This is a genomic window from Nocardia bhagyanarayanae (assembly GCF_006716565.1).
Lineage (GTDB): Bacteria > Actinomycetota > Actinomycetes > Mycobacteriales > Mycobacteriaceae > Nocardia > Nocardia bhagyanarayanae.
The window spans coordinates 698,794-714,439 of the sequence record NZ_VFPG01000002.1; the positions used below are offsets into that span (position 1 = coordinate 698,794).

The 15,646-nt window shown below is 69.9% G+C and carries 16 protein-coding genes; 2 read left to right on the top strand and 14 right to left on the bottom strand.

Annotated elements, in window-relative coordinates; all coding sequences use genetic code 11:
* Positions 1 to 340: 340 nt before the first annotated feature.
* Positions 341 to 1,393, top strand: a complete 1,053-nt coding sequence (gene ctaC, locus FB390_RS29925) for an aa3-type cytochrome oxidase subunit II (RefSeq protein WP_141813175.1) — start codon at positions 341 to 343, stop codon at positions 1,391 to 1,393.
* A 13-nt stretch (positions 1,394 to 1,406) separates the two neighbouring features.
* The gene (locus FB390_RS29930; RefSeq protein WP_141812557.1) at positions 1,407 to 1,823 is read left to right on the top strand and encodes a cytochrome c oxidase subunit 4; all 417 of its coding nucleotides are present in this window, start codon (positions 1,407 to 1,409) and stop codon (positions 1,821 to 1,823) included.
* Between the two features lie 57 nt (positions 1,824 to 1,880).
* Here the strand turns inward: FB390_RS29930 and FB390_RS29935 are convergent, their stop codons facing one another.
* The 14 genes from FB390_RS29935 to FB390_RS30000 form a co-directional block, all read right to left on the bottom strand.
* Positions 1,881 to 2,750 (bottom strand): SDR family NAD(P)-dependent oxidoreductase, encoded by an 870-nt coding sequence (locus FB390_RS29935; protein WP_141812558.1) that lies wholly within the window; start codon positions 2,748 to 2,750, stop codon positions 1,881 to 1,883.
* Positions 2,751 to 2,881: 131 nt separating this feature from the next.
* Positions 2,882 to 4,159: an FAD-binding oxidoreductase gene (locus FB390_RS29940; protein WP_141812559.1), complete on the bottom strand. Its 1,278-nt coding sequence runs from the start codon at positions 4,157 to 4,159 to the stop codon at positions 2,882 to 2,884.
* A 172-nt stretch (positions 4,160 to 4,331) separates the two neighbouring features.
* The gene (locus FB390_RS29945) at positions 4,332 to 5,888 is read right to left on the bottom strand and encodes an alkaline phosphatase D family protein (RefSeq protein WP_141812560.1); all 1,557 of its coding nucleotides are present in this window, start codon (positions 5,886 to 5,888) and stop codon (positions 4,332 to 4,334) included.
* 48 nt (positions 5,889 to 5,936) lie between these two features.
* Positions 5,937 to 6,233, bottom strand: coding sequence for a pyridoxamine 5'-phosphate oxidase family protein (locus tag FB390_RS29950; protein ID WP_141812561.1), 297 nt, complete (start codon positions 6,231 to 6,233; stop codon positions 5,937 to 5,939).
* Between the two features lie 254 nt (positions 6,234 to 6,487).
* Positions 6,488 to 8,080, bottom strand: coding sequence for an ABC1 kinase family protein (locus FB390_RS29955; protein ID WP_185757328.1), 1,593 nt, complete (start codon positions 8,078 to 8,080; stop codon positions 6,488 to 6,490).
* Positions 8,081 to 8,163: 83 nt separating this feature from the next.
* Positions 8,164 to 8,928 carry a sporulation protein gene (locus tag FB390_RS29960; protein WP_141812562.1) on the bottom strand — a complete coding sequence of 255 codons (765 nt, stop codon included), beginning with the start codon at positions 8,926 to 8,928 and terminating at the stop codon, positions 8,164 to 8,166.
* Positions 8,929 to 9,042: 114 nt separating this feature from the next.
* The gene (locus FB390_RS29965; protein WP_141812563.1) at positions 9,043 to 9,702 is read right to left on the bottom strand and encodes a phosphoribosylanthranilate isomerase; all 660 of its coding nucleotides are present in this window, start codon (positions 9,700 to 9,702) and stop codon (positions 9,043 to 9,045) included.
* Between the two features lie 71 nt (positions 9,703 to 9,773).
* Positions 9,774 to 10,496, bottom strand: a complete 723-nt coding sequence (locus FB390_RS29970) for a lysophospholipid acyltransferase family protein (protein WP_141812564.1) — start codon at positions 10,494 to 10,496, stop codon at positions 9,774 to 9,776.
* 180 nt (positions 10,497 to 10,676) lie between these two features.
* On the bottom strand, positions 10,677 to 11,690 hold the full coding sequence (locus FB390_RS29975) for an ROK family protein (protein ID WP_141812565.1): 1,014 nt from the start codon (positions 11,688 to 11,690) through the stop codon (positions 10,677 to 10,679).
* Positions 11,687 to 12,274, bottom strand: a complete 588-nt coding sequence (locus FB390_RS34510) for a hypothetical protein (RefSeq protein WP_246124469.1) — start codon at positions 12,272 to 12,274, stop codon at positions 11,687 to 11,689. The genes FB390_RS29975 and FB390_RS34510 overlap by 4 nt, the downstream gene beginning before the upstream one ends.
* Positions 12,275 to 12,287: 13 nt before the next feature.
* Positions 12,288 to 13,511: an ArsA family ATPase gene (locus tag FB390_RS29985; RefSeq protein ID WP_246124470.1), complete on the bottom strand. Its 1,224-nt coding sequence runs from the start codon at positions 13,509 to 13,511 to the stop codon at positions 12,288 to 12,290.
* A gap of 92 nt (positions 13,512 to 13,603) precedes the next feature.
* Positions 13,604 to 14,041 (bottom strand): SRPBCC family protein, encoded by a 438-nt coding sequence (locus FB390_RS29990; protein WP_141813177.1) that lies wholly within the window; start codon positions 14,039 to 14,041, stop codon positions 13,604 to 13,606.
* 62 nt (positions 14,042 to 14,103) lie between these two features.
* Complete coding sequence (locus tag FB390_RS29995) at positions 14,104 to 14,487, bottom strand: polyketide cyclase / dehydrase and lipid transport (RefSeq protein WP_141812566.1); 384 nt, start codon at positions 14,485 to 14,487, stop codon at positions 14,104 to 14,106.
* 29 nt (positions 14,488 to 14,516) lie between these two features.
* The gene (locus FB390_RS30000; RefSeq protein ID WP_141812567.1) at positions 14,517 to 15,644 is read right to left on the bottom strand and encodes a glycosyltransferase family 4 protein; all 1,128 of its coding nucleotides are present in this window, start codon (positions 15,642 to 15,644) and stop codon (positions 14,517 to 14,519) included.
* Positions 15,645 to 15,646 lie beyond the last annotated feature (2 nt).

Consider the following 15,646-nt stretch of genomic DNA (forward strand, 5'->3'; position numbering starts at 1 on the left):
AATGTTGTGTCCGAGTATGCCGCACGCGGGAGATTCGCGCGGCGCGCGCATCCTGTCCTGCGCGGATGCGCTGGTGGCCGCCCTCGCGCCCGCCCCGGCGGAGTGTCGAACACGACCCGACGACAAGGAGGACGCCGGTTTGGTCTACGCTGCGTAGTACTCAGGCCATTCTCAGGCGACGCGTGCGCGGAGTCGGATGCCCGCCGGAACGGCCTGACATGTGCTTGGAATGTGTCGTCAGGGCGGATCGCGGCCCCGGCGGCGCACTGTCGGAATGTGTGGCGACCAGGAAGGCGTGAGCGTGGCGCACAAGGCGAGCGAAGAGATCGGGGCACGACCCGTGAAGGGTCGGCAGGGCCGCGTCCTTCGGCGGGCCGGGCTGGCGGTGTCCTTGGGGATCACCGCGATGCTCGTCTCGGGCTGCTCGATCGACAATGTTTGGCTGCGGTTCGGCTGGCCCTCGGGTGTCACGCCGCAGGCCACCCGGATGCGGGAGCTGTGGACCTGGTCGGTCGTCGCCGCGCTGGCGATGGGTGTGCTGGTCTGGGGTCTGACCTTCTGGACGATCGCGTTCCACCGCAAGAAGAAGGACTCCCCTGAGTTCCCGCGGCAGACCGGCTACAACGTGCCGCTCGAGCTGACCTACACGGCGATCCCGTTCGTCATCATCGCCGTGCTGTTCTACTTCACCGTGGTCGTGCAGAACTACGTCCACGAGAAGGTCGACAACCCCGACGTGACGGTCGACGTCACCGCCTTCCAGTGGAACTGGAAGTTCGGCTACCGCGAGGTCGACTTCAAGGATGGCTACCAGTTCAACGGCATCGACTCCGCACGCGAGGACGCCGCGCAGGAGCAGCTGGCGGAGTACGAGGAGCGGACCAAGGACGGTCACCCGCAGCCGGGCCCGGTGCACGGCAAGCCGGAGAACGACATCCTGTCCTTCCTGCACTACGACACCGTCGAGACCGTCGGCTCCAGCAGCGAGATCCCGGTTCTGGTGCTGCCGACCGGCAAGGTCATCGAGTTCCAGCTCGCCGCCGCCGACGTGATCCACTCCTTCTGGGTGCCGGAGTTCCTGTTCAAGCGCGACGTGATGCCGAACCCGAAGGAAAACCAGTCGGACAACGTCTTCCAGATCACCAAGATCGAGAAGGAAGGCGCGTTCGTCGGCCGCTGCGCCGAGATGTGCGGTACCTTCCACTCGATGATGAACTTCGAGGTCCGCGCCGTTTCGCCGGAGAAGTTCACCCGGTACCTGGACGAGCGTCGCGCGGGCAAGACCAACGCCCAGGCGCTCGAGGCCATCGGTGAGTCCCCCGTCGCCACCTCTACCCGGCCGTTCAACACCGACCGCTCGGTCAAGAGCGCGGCCGCGCCCGAGACCAAGTGAGGACTGATCTGACATGAAGATCGAAGCGCGCATTTTCGAACTGCTCACGGTGTTCTTCATCATCGTGGGCGTCGTGTACGGCTTCTTCACCGCCCAGTCGCGCACCGGCGTCGAGTGGGCGGGCACCACCGCGATCGTGCTGACCGCGGGCCTGTCGCTGATCATCGGCACCTACTTCCGGTTCGTCGCCCGTCGTCTGGACCTGCGTCCGGAGGACTACGAGGACGCCGAGATCGTGGACGGCGCAGGCGACCTCGGCTTCTTCTCGCCGGGCAGCTTCTGGCCCATCACCCTGGCGGCCGCCGGTTCGGTCACCGCCCTCGGCCTGGCCTTCTTCGAGCCGTGGCTGATCGCGGTCGGCGTGCTGTGCGTGCTCGCCGCGGCGGCGGGCCTGGTGTTCGAGTACCACGTCGGTCCCGAGAAGCACTGAGCGTAAGCACGAAGCGCCCCACCGGTTCTCCGGTGGGGCGCTTCGCTGTTTCCGGGTTCAGATACCGAAGGCGTGGCGCAGCCGGGTGGTGGAGCGCGGTGCGACGTTCGCCAGCGCGCGGAGGCCGCGGGCGCGGCGCGGATGTTCGTCGTGGTCGGTGATGGCGGTCTCGACGGCGCGGGCCACCTCGGCCGGGCCGCGGTCGTACTCGTCGGCGAATTCCAGTTCCGTTCCGGCCGAGGCGGGGTCGGTGTGCACGGCCGGATAGTCGATCGCGGTGACGTGGATGCCGCGCGGTCCGAGCTCGGCCTCGGCGCATTCGGCGAAGGTGGTCCACGCGGCCTGGGAACTCGCGTAGGAGGCGAAATTGGCCGCCGCGGCGGCATTGTGGTGCGCGGGGCCGACGTTCACCACGTGGCCGGAACCGGAGTTGAGCATCGCCGGTAGCAGGCCGAGGGTCAGCCGGAGGGGGCCGAAGTAGTTGACCGCCATCATGCGCTGGTAGTCGCGGAAACGGTCGAGGGATTGCGCGACGGGACGGTGCAGCGGGCGTCCGGCGTTGTTCACCAGGACGTCGACCGAGCCGAATTCGGCGAGCACCCACGTGACGAGCTGGTCGACGTCGCCGAGCGCGGAGATGTCGCACCGGAACCAGTGCGCCTGCCCGCCCGACCGGATGATCTCCTCGCACGCGGTGATGAGCTGATCACCACGCCGCGCGACCAGCAGCAGCTGCGCGCCGCGATCGGCCAGCAGAGCGGCGGTGGCGCGACCGACCTCGGAGCACGCGTCGGTGACCAGAACTCGCTTGCCCGCAAGGGATCCGGTGGCGCCCTCGTCCGCACCACCGGATCGTTCGGCGCGCGGTGCTGATGCGCGGAGCCTGCGTTCGACGAAACGGGCCGGGGCGGGGCGGAATTCGAGCATCGACACAGCTACCTTCGCATTGGAGACACGCTGAACGAACCCATCGGCACCCCGCCGACAATGCCGAGTCGACCGCGGTCACCGAGTGGCTAGGGAGCTACCACTCGGCGACTCGTACGGTGCGGCACAGTCTAATCGGCCGATTCGTAGCGCATGGCGTGTTCGGAGGCGCAGATCTCATCGATTCCGGCGACGATGTCGCGCAGCAGTTCCGAGGGCAGGGCGGACGGACGCAACCGGCAGGTGAAGGTGATCAGGCCGTGGTCCTCGGCGGGCAGATTGCGCGCGGCGGCCTCGGACCGCAGGTAGGTCGAGCGCACGCCGTAGGTCATCGCGGAGATGACGGTGAAGCAGCCGGTGCGTTCCCGGTGGCCGGAGAACAGGTCGTGCAGCCGGTAGAACACCGACGCGTAGGTCGACAGCGGCGCGAAAACGCCGACGCGGTAGGCGGGTCCGCGCTCCGAGGAGCTGATCACCGTGTCGGCGAGGTACTCCGCGTCGCGCAGCGTGAGCACCTTGGGGGCGAACATCAGCGCGCCCGCCGCGGCGTTGCGCACCGGCATGCCCGCCTTGCCGCCCGCGTGCGAGGCGATGGCGCCCAACGACTTCCGGGTACGCGTGCCGACCTCGCGGCGAGCGCGCAGCGAACGGGTCGGCGTGGTGGGGTACAGACTTGACCACTGGCCGAAGCGCACGGTACCGAGCTGCACGTGGCCGGTGCCGACCGGCCGTGCCACCTTCAGCGGCGCGGTGTCGACCCAGCGGCCGACCTGCAACGCCGCGTTGCCCGGGCGCACGATCTCCGAATGCGCGTGCTCGACGAAGGAATCGAAATCGAGGAACCGGTCGGCGTCGGTGGTGAGCCAGGTGTGGTCCTTGTCGATGTCGACCGCGTCCAGGGTGAGCGCGGTGATGATGCCCGCGCGCCCGCCCGCGCCGAGGATGCGGTGGAAGCGCTCGGTGTGGTGGTCGCGTCCGCAGGTGCCGATGCGCCCGTCCGGGTCGACGTATTCCAGATCCACGATCTGGTCGATGAACAGCCCGTACCGGTGCGAGGCGCTGCTCACGCCGCCGACCGAGGCGAATCCGCCCGCGGTGATGTCGCGGTGGTCGCCGACGATGGGCAGGCCGAGCCCGTGCGCGCCGAGGCGGCGGTCGATGTCGGAGAGCTTGGCGCCCGCCTGCACGCGGACGGTGCGACGACCCAGGTTGATGTCGAGCACCGAGTTCATCCGGCGCAGCGAGACCACGGTGCGCTGATCGGGCAGCGTCAGGTTGTCGTCGACCGGCTCGCCGCCGCGGACCGTCAGACGTTCCGCGCGACCCCGTGAATCCCGCACCGTGCGAACGACATCCGCGGTGTCACGGGGTAGATATTCTTCGGCGGAGACAGACTGCGGCGTGCTCATGGCACGACAGCTAACCACAGTCTGGCGCTCGGTGCGCACCCGAAGTCGGAGGCTCTTTCCTCGCACCCGGACCACCCCTTTCGACCTGCGATTATGCGGATTTCGCACGCCTCGGGAATCGGTCCTTCTGCCACCCGAATCGGCACGGCGCGGATCGGCTCTCGCTCGCGGCTCAGCGACCGGGCGCGGGCAGGCGCTGAGCGAAGAGCACCGCGCCCGTCGCGTCGCACAGATTCACCGTCAGCTCGGCGGTGCGGCCGTCGATGTGGACCTCGCCGAAATGCTGATAGGCGGCGTCCAGCGGCGAGGTGTTCGGCGCGGGCGGCGCGTGCACGAACACGGCCTCGGGGCCGAAGGTGGGGTCGAGCTGGTTGGGACCGAAGGCGCCCGCGTTGAGCGGTCCGGAGACGAACTCCCAGAACTCGTCGAAATCGGTGAACGCCGCGCGTTCGGGGGAGTAGCGGTGCGCCGCCGTGTAGTGCACGTCGGCGGTCAGCCACACCACGCCGGTCACCCGGTTCGCTTTGATCGCCGAAAGCACCTGCGCGATCTCGGTTTCCCGGCCCGAGGGTGCGCCGGGTGCGCCGTTGGCCGGTCCCTCGAACGCGGTCTTGCCGTCCGGCACGATCACGCCGAGCGGCAGGTCGGCGGCGACGATCTTCCAGGTGGCCCTGGAGTCGCGCAGGCCGTCGATCAGCCATTTCGTCTGTGCCGCACCGAAGATCTTGCCGTCGGGCGCGGTGTTGGCGCCGTTGGCGTCCTTGTAGGCGCGCATGTCCAGGACGAATACGTCGAGCAGCGGGCCGTAGGAGATCTTGCGGTACAGCCTGCCGTCGACGGCTTCCTTCGGATCGAGCGGCATCCACTCGTGGAACGCTTGCCAGGCGCGGGCGGCCAGGGTATCCATGCTGCGTTCGGTGTAGCCCTTGTCCGCGGCGACGGTGCCGCCGGGGAACCAGTTGTTGACCGTCTCGTGGTCGTCCCACTGGACCAGTTGGGCCACCGAGGCATTGAACCTTCGATAGTTCTGATCGGTCAGGTTGTAGGCGTATTGGCCGCGGAACTGGTCGAGGGTCTGCGCGACCGCGCTCTTGGCTTCGGTGACGGTGTTGCGCCAGATCCGGCCGTCGGGCAGGGTGACCGACTCCTGGAGCGGGACGTCGGCGTAGACCACGTCGCCGGAATGCAGGAACAGGTGCGGGTCGCGCGCGGCCATGGTGGCGAAGATCGTCATCCCGCCGAGGTCCGGGTTGATGCCGTACCCCTGGCCCGCGACGTCGCCGGACCACTGGATCCTGATGTCGGACTGGGTCGTCGGCGCGGTGCGGAACACGCCTCGCAGCGGCTCGGAGGTGGCGCCGTCCTCGGCTTCGAGGGTGACGCGGTAGTGCACCAGCGAGCCGGCGGGCAGGCCCGCGACACGGACGCGTCCGGTGCCGTCGGTGTCGGGGGTGAGCAGCGGGCCGGTGAAACGGCGCGCGTCGGTGAAGGATTCGGTGGCGGCCGTCTCCACGATCAGCGTGGCGGGCCGATCCGAGCGGGCCCAGATCAGCGCGCCGTCCGAGCGCGGATCGCCGACCGCGACCCCGTGCGTCAGGTTCGGACGCTGCCGGACCAGCCTCGGACCGTCGTCCGTGCCGCAGGCGGCCAGCGCGGGCGCGGCCACCAGACCGAGCGCGGAGGTGCGCAGGAGGGTGCGCCGGGAGAGTTCCGAATGACCGAGAGTCATGGAATTCACCCTCGCGGAGTTACGCCAACGTCGCGTGAACTGCCGCTGTCAGTCCGACCAATTGACCGGACCGGGTGGTTGTTCGGTGGCGTGCCGATTCGGTCGCTCTCCGTCGGCGCGCAGTCGATCCTCGACATCGATGACCAGGCCGACGCGTGGGTTGTTGCGGATTCGTTCGAGGTGGGGCCGGTCCGGATAGCTGGTGAAGTAGAAAACGTCTGCCGCCCATAGGAACCAGATCGGCATTACGTGCGGGTAGCCGTCGACATCGATGGTTGCCAACCGCGCGACAGCGTCTGTGTTCAGCAGCTCGGCGATCTCCGTGGTCTTCAGTCGTCGCACCATTGGTTCATGCTGCCCGAGGATGGGCGGTGGCTGGCGGCAGCTGGGCGCGCGCCCACCTCGCCGACGTATGTCCGGGCGCGGTCGGCCGCCGCTCTGAGGCGTCGCTGGTGGCCACAGGCGCGACCGTCGGTCGCGTGCGGGGTGGGTGGCCTTCGTTCTGGGCGCGGGTCGGATGTTCGCCGCACGAGGTCGTCGCTGTGGCCCCGTCGCGGCGGCGAGTTCGTCCGTCGCGTGGTGAGTTCGACGGGGACTGTTCAGAGTTCGGGCGGTCGCTTGGTTGGCGGACCATCGGTGGGGCCCGACGTTGGCGTGCCGGGGGCGGCGTGGGGCTCGGGCGCGGTCGTTGGCACGGCGGGGTCGGGGGCCGCGGCGGTCGGCGCGATCGACAGTCGGGCGTTCGGTTGGGCTGGACGCACCCGGCGCAGCGGTTCGGTCGGGCTGTCCGGCATCCACGGCGAATTCGCGTCGTCCAGGCCGAGGGCCGCGATGACGTCCGGGAACCAGCGGGTGCATTCGGCGCCTAGGGGCAGTTCGGGCTGGAGCTGCGACATCACGCTCACGCCCGCGAGGAAGGTGCGCAGCATGGGGGTGTGTTCGGCGGGCATGGTGAGCTGGCGGATGACATTGGACAGGCTCAGGTCCACCGTCGCCGAGACCCGCTTGCGCAGCCAGTCGGTGGTCAGGCGGAAGGTCGGGTCGAGCATGGCGTCGCGCATCGGCGCCAGCTGCTCGAGCACGGTGTGGCTGTCCAGCGCGCGGTCCGGTTCGACGTAACCGCGGCGGCGGATCGCGGCCTCCAGGTCGGTCGGGTCGCCGGAGAGGATCGCGCGCGCGATGTCGGTCAGCGCGTCCAGGTAGCCGGGCGGGAACGGTGCGCACGCGCCGAAATCGACGACCCCGAGCCTGCCGTCGGGCATGATGCGGAAATTGCCTGGGTGCGGATCGCCGTACAGCAGACCGGCTTTCGTCGGACCGGACAGCAGGAAGCGCAGCACGAGCAAACCGATCCGGTCGCGGTCGAACGGCGCGCCCTGTGCCACCATCCGCGACAGCGAGACGCCGTCCAGCCATTCGGTGATCAGCACGTCGCCCTGTTGCGCGACCACGCCGGGCACCACGAAATCGGGATCGTCGGCGTAGGCCGCGGCGAAGCTGCGCTGGTGCGCGGCCTCGATCTCATAGTCGAGTTCCTCGCCGATGTAGGCGCACAGCGCCTCGATCACCGCGCGCGAATCCGCTCCCGGCAGCAGCGCGGTGAACAGCGGCGCGATCCGGCGCAGCGCTTGCAGATCGCTGAGCACCGCCTCCCGCGCGCCGGGATACATCACCTTCACGGCCACCCGGCGGCCGTCGTGCCACACCGCGCGGTGCACCTGCCCGACCGACGCCGCCGCGGCGGGCCGGTCCTCGAACTCCAGGAACAGCCCGCGCCAGTCCGGACCGAGCTGGGTCGCCAGCGCGGCGTGCACCATCGGGGGCAGCATGGCGGGCGCCGAATCCTGCAGCTGGTTCAGCGCGTCGCGGTACGGCGCGGCGAAATCGGCTGGCAGCGCCAGCTCGTACAGCGACATCAGTTGCCCGAGCTTGGCGACACAGCCTTTGAGCTCGCCGAGCACGTCGAACAGGTGTTGGGCGGTCCGCGCTTGGATCTCGCGGTTCACCTCGTCGGCGGGACGGCCGAGCATGCGTTTGCCCGCGCCCGCGACCCGCCTGCCCGCGAACGCGACCGGTAGTCCGGCCAGCTTCGTGGTGCGGGCGAGTCGGCCCGTCGGCGGATCACCGGCGGGCTCGGCGTCGACGCGCCTGGGCAGCTTCAGAATTCGACCACCGGTGTCGCGGCGGACCATGCTCACCTCACTCGCACGCCGAGCAGTCCACCCCTACCCGTGGTCCCGCGTCGACGTTGTGTGACAAGGCTACCAACGAGGCCTCAGTGGGCGAGCCGCGCCAGGCGGTGGTGCAGTTCTCCCGCCCAGTCGACGCCCTCGAGCCGCTGGTAGTCGACCCACAGCGCGTCGAAGACGTCGCGGCCCTCGGAGATCCAGCCGCCGCGCTTGTCCGCCTCCAGCACCACGCTCATGCCGGTCTCGGTGGCGACGAAGGTGACCTCCAGCTGGTTCAGCCGCGGGTAGTGCGGCGAACCGGCGAACTCGATCTCCTGGTAGAACGGCAAGGTCTGCGGGGTGTTGTGCACCCGACCCGACTCCACGTCGGCGCTGCGCAGGTGAAAACCCAAGCGCTCCACGGCCGCCAGCAGCACGTGCTGGGCGGGCAGCGCGCCGACGCCGATGGGGTCGGTGTCGGCGGCGTCCACCGCGCCGTGGATCTCCACGATCGTGCGCAGCGAGACCACCGTGCCGGGCAGATGCCTGCCGTTGTAGAACGTGATCGGCGTTTCCATCGGCGCGCGCGCCGCGAAACGGAAGTCCAGCACCGCGCCGGGCGGCAGGTGCAGCGGACCGTGTACTCCGGTGCGGCCGAAAGCGATGTCGCGCAGACCCTCGTGGTCCTCGCACTCCTGCTCGGCCCTGGTCACGAATTCCACCGCGACCTGCGCGATGTCCTGCCCGACCTGCCCGCCGCGCAGCCGAACCACGCCTTCGACCACCCCGCCCGGCTGCACCCCCGGCGTGAACAACTCGGTCTCGACCTCGGCCCCGCCGACCCCCGCCGCCGCCAACAACTTCTTGAACATGCCCCGCAGTCTCCCCGCCCCGCCTTACCGACACCTTGCTGTTCACTTACCGTGTGACCAACGTCATCGGCAGCCTTCGCGGCGCGTGCAAGGCGTATGGCAGGTCTGTGCGGGTCAGGGCAGGGCGAGGCGGGCGCTGGTGACGAAGTCGGCGCAGGCATCGGCGGATTTGTCGCCGGAGGGGTGTTCGACTCCGCTGTTGACGTCGACGGCGAAGGGGCGGACCTTGCGTATGGCGTCGCCGACATTGGCCGTGTTCAGGCCGCCCGCCAGGATGACGGGTCGGCCGAGCACGCGCAGCTCGTCGACGATCGCCGCGCTCACGGACCAGTCGTGGGTACGGCCGGTGCCGCCCAGGCGGTCGGTCGTGCGCGAATCCAACAGGACCGCATCGCAATCCGCCGCGGCCGCTCGGGCAATACCGACGGCCTCGGGCCCGGTGACGTGCACGGCTCGGATGATTCGGTGCGTCGAGGCCGAGCGCACCTGCCGAACGGTCTCGCCGGTCACCAGGCCGTGGATCTGAACTGCGTCCACGTCAACATGTTCGGCGAGTTCGAGGATCGCCTCGGCGCTCCCGAGATGGGTGACCAGAACCCTGGTGACGAACGGCGGCGTCTGCCCGGCGAGCCATGCGGCCCGGTCGGTGTCGAGCGCGTCTTCGCTGACGTGGGTGACGCCCGCGATGAACCCGACCGCGTCGGCGCCCGCGTCGATCGCGATCCGCAGGTCGCTTTCGGACCTGATTCCGCACAGCTTCGCACGCACCGGCACCGGGCCACGATACCGTCGCGGAAATGGGAACGGCCCCGGGACCTTTGGTCTCCGGGGCCGTTCTGGGGAGGTCAGCTGGCGGCGGTGTCGGGGATGCGGGAGGCCTCGGGCTTGGAGCCGGAGGGGACGCCCTTGAGGCTGTGGGCGTAGACGTCGACGTATTCCTGGCCGCTCAGTCGCATGAGCTCGTACATGACCTCGTCGGTGACGGCGCGTTCGACGAAGCGGTTGCCGCTCATGCCCTCGTAGCGAGAGAAGTCGAGGGGGGCGCCGTACTTGATCGTCACCTTGCGGCGGCGCCACTTGAAGGGGCCGGGCGGGGAGACCTCGTTGGTGCCGATGACGGCGACGGGGATGACGGGCACGCCGGTTTCGAGCGCGAGCCGGGCCAGGCCGGTCTTGCCCTTGTAGAGGCGGCCGTCGGGAGAGCGGGTGCCCTCGGGGTAGAGGCCGACCAGGCGGCCCTCGTCGAGCAGCTTGCGCGCGGCGTTCAGCGCGTCCTCGGCGGCGGAGGCGCCGCTGCGGTCGATCGGGTACTGGCCGGTGCCGCTGAAGAAGAACTTCTGCAGGCGGCCCTTGAAGCCGGGGGTGGTGAAGTACTCGGCCTTGGCGAGGTAGTTGATCCGCCGCGGGCTCGACAGCGGAGCGAACAGCCAGTCGGCGAAGGATAGGTGATTACCCGCCATGATGGCCGGCCCGTGCGCCGGGATGTTCTCCACGCCCTCTACGGTCGGCCGATTGTAGAGACGAATGAAGGGTCCCACGAGCACGAACTTCAGCAGCCAGTAGAACATGACGTCCTTCCCCCGGGACCGGGATAGTAGCGGGCAACCTGCGTCAGTTGCCGACTTTACCGCTGGCTGGAGATCACATCCAATTGCAGCGGTGTATCTCACCACAATCGGGCGGAAGCGGCTCCCGAAGGTCCCTCCGCCCCCGATTGATTCGAACGCATGTGCCCTTGCGTGCCGAAGTCAGCGCCCGCTGCGCGCGACTCGCGAGGGGCGCCGACCCGGTTCGTCGAGCACCGCGCGAGCCAGTTCGGCGGCGCCGATCATGCCCGCCGCTTCGCCGAGCTGGGTGGTGCGGATGCGAGCCAGCGGACGGTGGCCGGCGCCGGTGAGCGCGCGGGCGTACTCCTCGCGCGCCTCATCGAGGAACAGCGGCGCCGAACTGCTCACCCCGCCCGCGATGACGACCAGATCGGGATCGAAGATGTCGCTGACGAATGCGAGCCCGAGCCCGAGCCAGCGCGCGAAATCGGCCATCGCGGCGAGCGCGACCGGATCGCCGTCCTGCGCCGCGCCCGCCACCCGGCGGCCCGTGAGCGAACCGGGATCGCGGTAGACCTCCCTGGCCAGCACCGTCGAGCGTCCGGGGTCGGTGGCGAGCAGCTCGATCGCGGTGTCGGCGAGCGCCGTTCCGCTGCAATACCTTTCCCAGCAGCCGTGCTTGCCGCACGGGCAGACCCGCCCCTGCGGCACCACCTGCAGATGACCGAGTTCCGGCGCGACGCCGTGCGAGCCGCGATAGAGCTTGCCCTCGATGAGCAGCGCCGCCCCGATGCCGGTGCCGATCGCGACAAGCACCACGTTGTGCCCGCCCGCCGCCGCGCCGAATCGGTACTCGGCCCACGCCGCGGCGTTGGCGTCGTGCTCCAGGATGACCGGCAGCTCGAGGCGCTCGCCGAGCCGCGCCGCGACGGGCGCGTCCTGCCACGGCAGGTGCGGTGCGAACCGGACGGTGGAGCGGTCGCCGTTGACGAATCCGGCGACGGCCAGACCGACCGCGCCGATCGGATGGCGGCGGCACAGCTCGCGCACGGCGCGGTCGAGCGCGTCCTCCAGCGAGTGTGCGCTGTGCGGGGTCGGCGACTGCACGGTGTCGAGCACCTCGCCGTCGCCGTCCACCACCGAGGCGCGAATGTTGGTGCCGCCGACGTCGATACCGACGGTCAGCGGGGGCGCGGCTGCCACCTGGTGCGTCATGCCTTGATCGTCACGGGGATACCGACGTATCCGGATCGCTTGCTTCCGGCGGGGCGCCTGCTCTGCTCGGGCGCATCGGTCGACGGCGGTGCGGTCGTGCGCTGGTCGGGCGACGCGTCGGTGCGCGGGGCGCTGGAGTGGGAGCTGTCGCCGCGTTCGTCGCCGGAGCGCGTCGCGTCGGTGGGAAGGTCGCCGGTGCGCGATTTGCCGCTGTGCTGGTCGCTGGAGCGGGACGCGTCACCGCGCCGGTCGCCGGGGTGGGACCTAGCGCTGCGCTCGTCACCGCTTTCCGCATCCTCGTCGTCCGGCATCAGCGGATCCACCGGCACCCCGGCCAGCGCCTCGCGCAGCACCGTGACGATGGCGGTGCCGTGATCGGCGATCGCCGCGACCACGTCGTGGTGTTCCCCGCGCACCAGCGCCGCGGCCGCGCAGACCGGGCACCAGCTGCACGCCGACCAGTCCGGCTGCCCCTGCGCCGCGCTGCGCCGCAGCACCGGCTCGACGCGTTCGAGCACCGCTTCCGCCAGCAGCTTGAGTTCCTCGGCGAATTCGCTGAACCCGTCGCCGTGCGGTGCCGACATCTCGCGCTCCATCTCAGCGGCCCTCGGGCGTCAGCGGCCACACGTCCGGATCAGGGCGGAAACGCACGACCAGGTATCCGCTGTCGAGTTCGGCGTCGTCGACCGTGCACCGCCGCAACACCGGCGCCAGGCGCAACCGGCGCCGCACACCGTCCGCTCCCACGATCAAATCGTCCTCCACTCGTCCCAGTCGCAGCGTCGCCGGATCGACGACGGGCAGGTGCATCCGCATCGCGTACACCGAATGCAGACCCGTGCCCGATTCCAATCGAACCACCGGTTCACCGGAACGTGTGCGAACCTCCGCCGGATTGTCGCCCAGCATAGGTGCAGTTTCGGCGTCCGACGCGGCGGAACCGACACCGAAGGACAGCGCCTGCAGCGACCCGAGACCCACCGGCTCCGCGCCGGTGTGCTGGGCGATCAGCACCGGGATGCCGCGCATGGCCTTGCCGAGCGCCTCGATCACGTCGAACTGTTCGGCCCTGCGGTTGTGGTACCAGTGCACCGCGGGATGCGCCGCCTCGGCCGGGCCGGACGGTTCGGGCATCGGCGGCAGCACCTTGTTGACGATCACCGCGTCCAGCCGCAGCCCGAGCAACGCGGTCGCCGAACGCACCCGCCCTGACTCGGCGAGCGCGACCCGCTCGGCGACGGTGACCAGTCGCGCGCCGGTGCGGTCGTGATCGGCGAGCAGGTCGCGCACCTCGCCGACGGCCTTGACGATCCGATCCACGGTGGCGGCGAGCACCGCCCGGCGCAGGTCGGTGCCGATGGTGCTCATCGCACGCGCGTGCGGGGGCCAGATCCGTTCCAGGTAGCCGAGCAGGGTGTCGGGCGCGGTGACGATGCGCAGCATGTCCGCCGAGGGCGGGCAGTCCACGACGACGACGTCCCACTCGTCCTCGTCGGCGAACTGGGCGATCTCCACCAGCATCAGCAGTTCCTGCACGCCGGGCAGGCCGGTCAGCTCGGCGGGATCCAGCGCGGCCAAGTCGATGCCGTGATCGTGGGTGTGCGCGCCGCCTGCCGACAGCATCCGGGTCACCTCGCGGAACCGATCCTCCAGCAGCGCCAGGGAATCCACTTCGATGACGTCGAGTCCCGGCAGCACCCTGGTGATTCCGGTGACCGTGCCCGGATCGTGCGGGAAACGGAAACCGAGCGCGTCGCCGAGCGAATGCGCCTGATCGAGGGAGGCCAGCAGCACCGTCTGCCCGGCGCGGGCGTAGGACATGGCGGTGGCGCAGGCCAAGGTCGTCTTGCCGACGCCGCCCTTGCCGACGAACAGCTCGAGCCGGGTCCGCTCGCCGGGCTTCTGCTGCCCGGTCAGCCTTCGACCCGTTTCTTCAGTTCCTTCAGCGCGGTATCGGTGATGACCTTCTCGGCCTTGCGCTTGAACATGCCGATCATCGGGATGTTGAGATCCACGGTGAGCTCGTAGATCACCTGGGTGCTGCCGTCGGGCTGGTCGACGAGTTCGTAGGTCCCGTCCTGCGCCTTCTGCAGATCGCCGCTGATGAGCTTCCAGCTGACCGCCTTGTCGTCGGCTCGCCAGGTGTAGGTCAGCACGTAAGTGTCCTTGACGACGCCCGCGTCGAGCACGAAGCGGGCGGTGCGCGCCCGGCCGTCCGCGCCCTTCTCCAGCACCTCGACGGACTTCGCCGCCGAGACCCACTCCGGGTAGGACTCCAGATCGGCGATGACGGCCATCACCCGCTTCGAGGGGGCCTCGATGAGGATCGACCTCTGGGTCCGGTCGGCCATGGTGGTCAACGGTTCCTTTCGGTGTTGAGTGCCGCGCGGGCGCGGCCTGCGTGCCGCCGTCCTCAGGCTGCGGGCGTCACGCCGGCCGGGCGGCCCGCCTCGAGCCGCGCCTTGATCTCGAAGGACATGTTCTTGCCCGCGACTCGACGAGCCCGGTTGGCGGCGAGCAACTGGCGCGGCGACATCCGTTCGGCGCCCTGCGGTTCGCAGTGCAGGAAGTAATGCAGGATCACCCCGTCCAGCGAGGGTTCCAGCCACACCTCCATGCTGCCCGTCAGCGCTCCGGACACCGACCAGCGAATTCCCTTGTCGCCGCGGTTCTCCCGAACCTCGAGGGTGAGGTCCGGCCACCACTGGCGCCATTTGTTCGGACCCTCGAGCACTTCGGCGACCGCCGCGCCCGAGGCGGCGACGAACGTCTGGTCCGCGACCTGAATACTGCTCACACCGCTGAGCGTAGTTGATCGGGGTTCACTCAGCGGAGGAGGTGGCGGAGGCGCGCGCCGAGGGTGTCCCAGCGCCAGTTCTGGTCCACCCAGGCGCGTCCCGCGGCGCCCATGGCCGCGGCGGCGTCGCGGTCGGCGAGGATGTCGACGAGCGCGTCGGCGATCTCGGTGACCTTGCGTCCGTCCACCACTCGGCCGGTCTTGCCCTCCAGCACGGTTTCCGGCGCGCCGCCGGAGCGGCCCGCGACCACAGGAACGCCCGTGGCCGAGGCCTCCAGGTAGACGATGCCGAGACCTTCGACGTCGAGTCCGGCGCCGCGGGTGCGGCACGGCATGGCGAAGACGTCGGCGATGGTGTGGTGCGCGGCGAGTTCGGCCGAGGGGACGCGGCCGGTGAACACCACGCTGTCGCTCACCTCGAGCGCGGCCGCCAGACCACGCAACTTGTCCTCGTAGGGTCCGCCGCCCGCGATGACGAGCACTGCGCCGTCGACGCGATCGCGAATCTCGCGCATCGCCGCGATCAGCACGTCCTGACCCTTGCGCGGGACGAGCCGGGACAGGCACAGGATGGTCGGGCGATCGCCGAGCCCGTAGCGCTCGCGCAGTTCGGCGCGGGCCGCGGGATCGGGGCGGAACACCTCGGTGTCGACGCCCGGGGGCAGGTATTCCAGCGCCGCGCCCGCGCCGAAGGCGGAGGCGAACCGGCCGCGGGTGTACTTGCTGACGTAGGTGACGACGTCGGTGTGGTCGCCGATCGCGCGCAGCGCCTGTCTCGCGCCGGGCAGCATCGACCAGCCGACCTCGTGTCCGTGCGTGCTGGCCAGGATGCGCTCGGCGCCCGCCCGGCGCAGCCGCGGCGAGAGCAGGGCGAGCGGCGCCGCCGCGCCGAACCAGACGGTGTCGCACTTCTCGTCGCGCAGCAGCCGCGCGGCCCGGCGCAGGACCAGCGGCGTCGGCAGCATCAGGGTCGTGGGATGGCGTACCACCTGGAACTTCTGCTTGGCATCGAACTTCAGGTGCGAGTCACCGCGCCACCGCGGCGCGTAGACCACCAGATCGTCGGGCGGCAGCTCTCCGGCGAGCGCCTGCAGGTACGACTGGATACCGCCCGGCCGCGGCGGGAAATCATTGGTAACCAGCAGAGTTCGGGCCATGG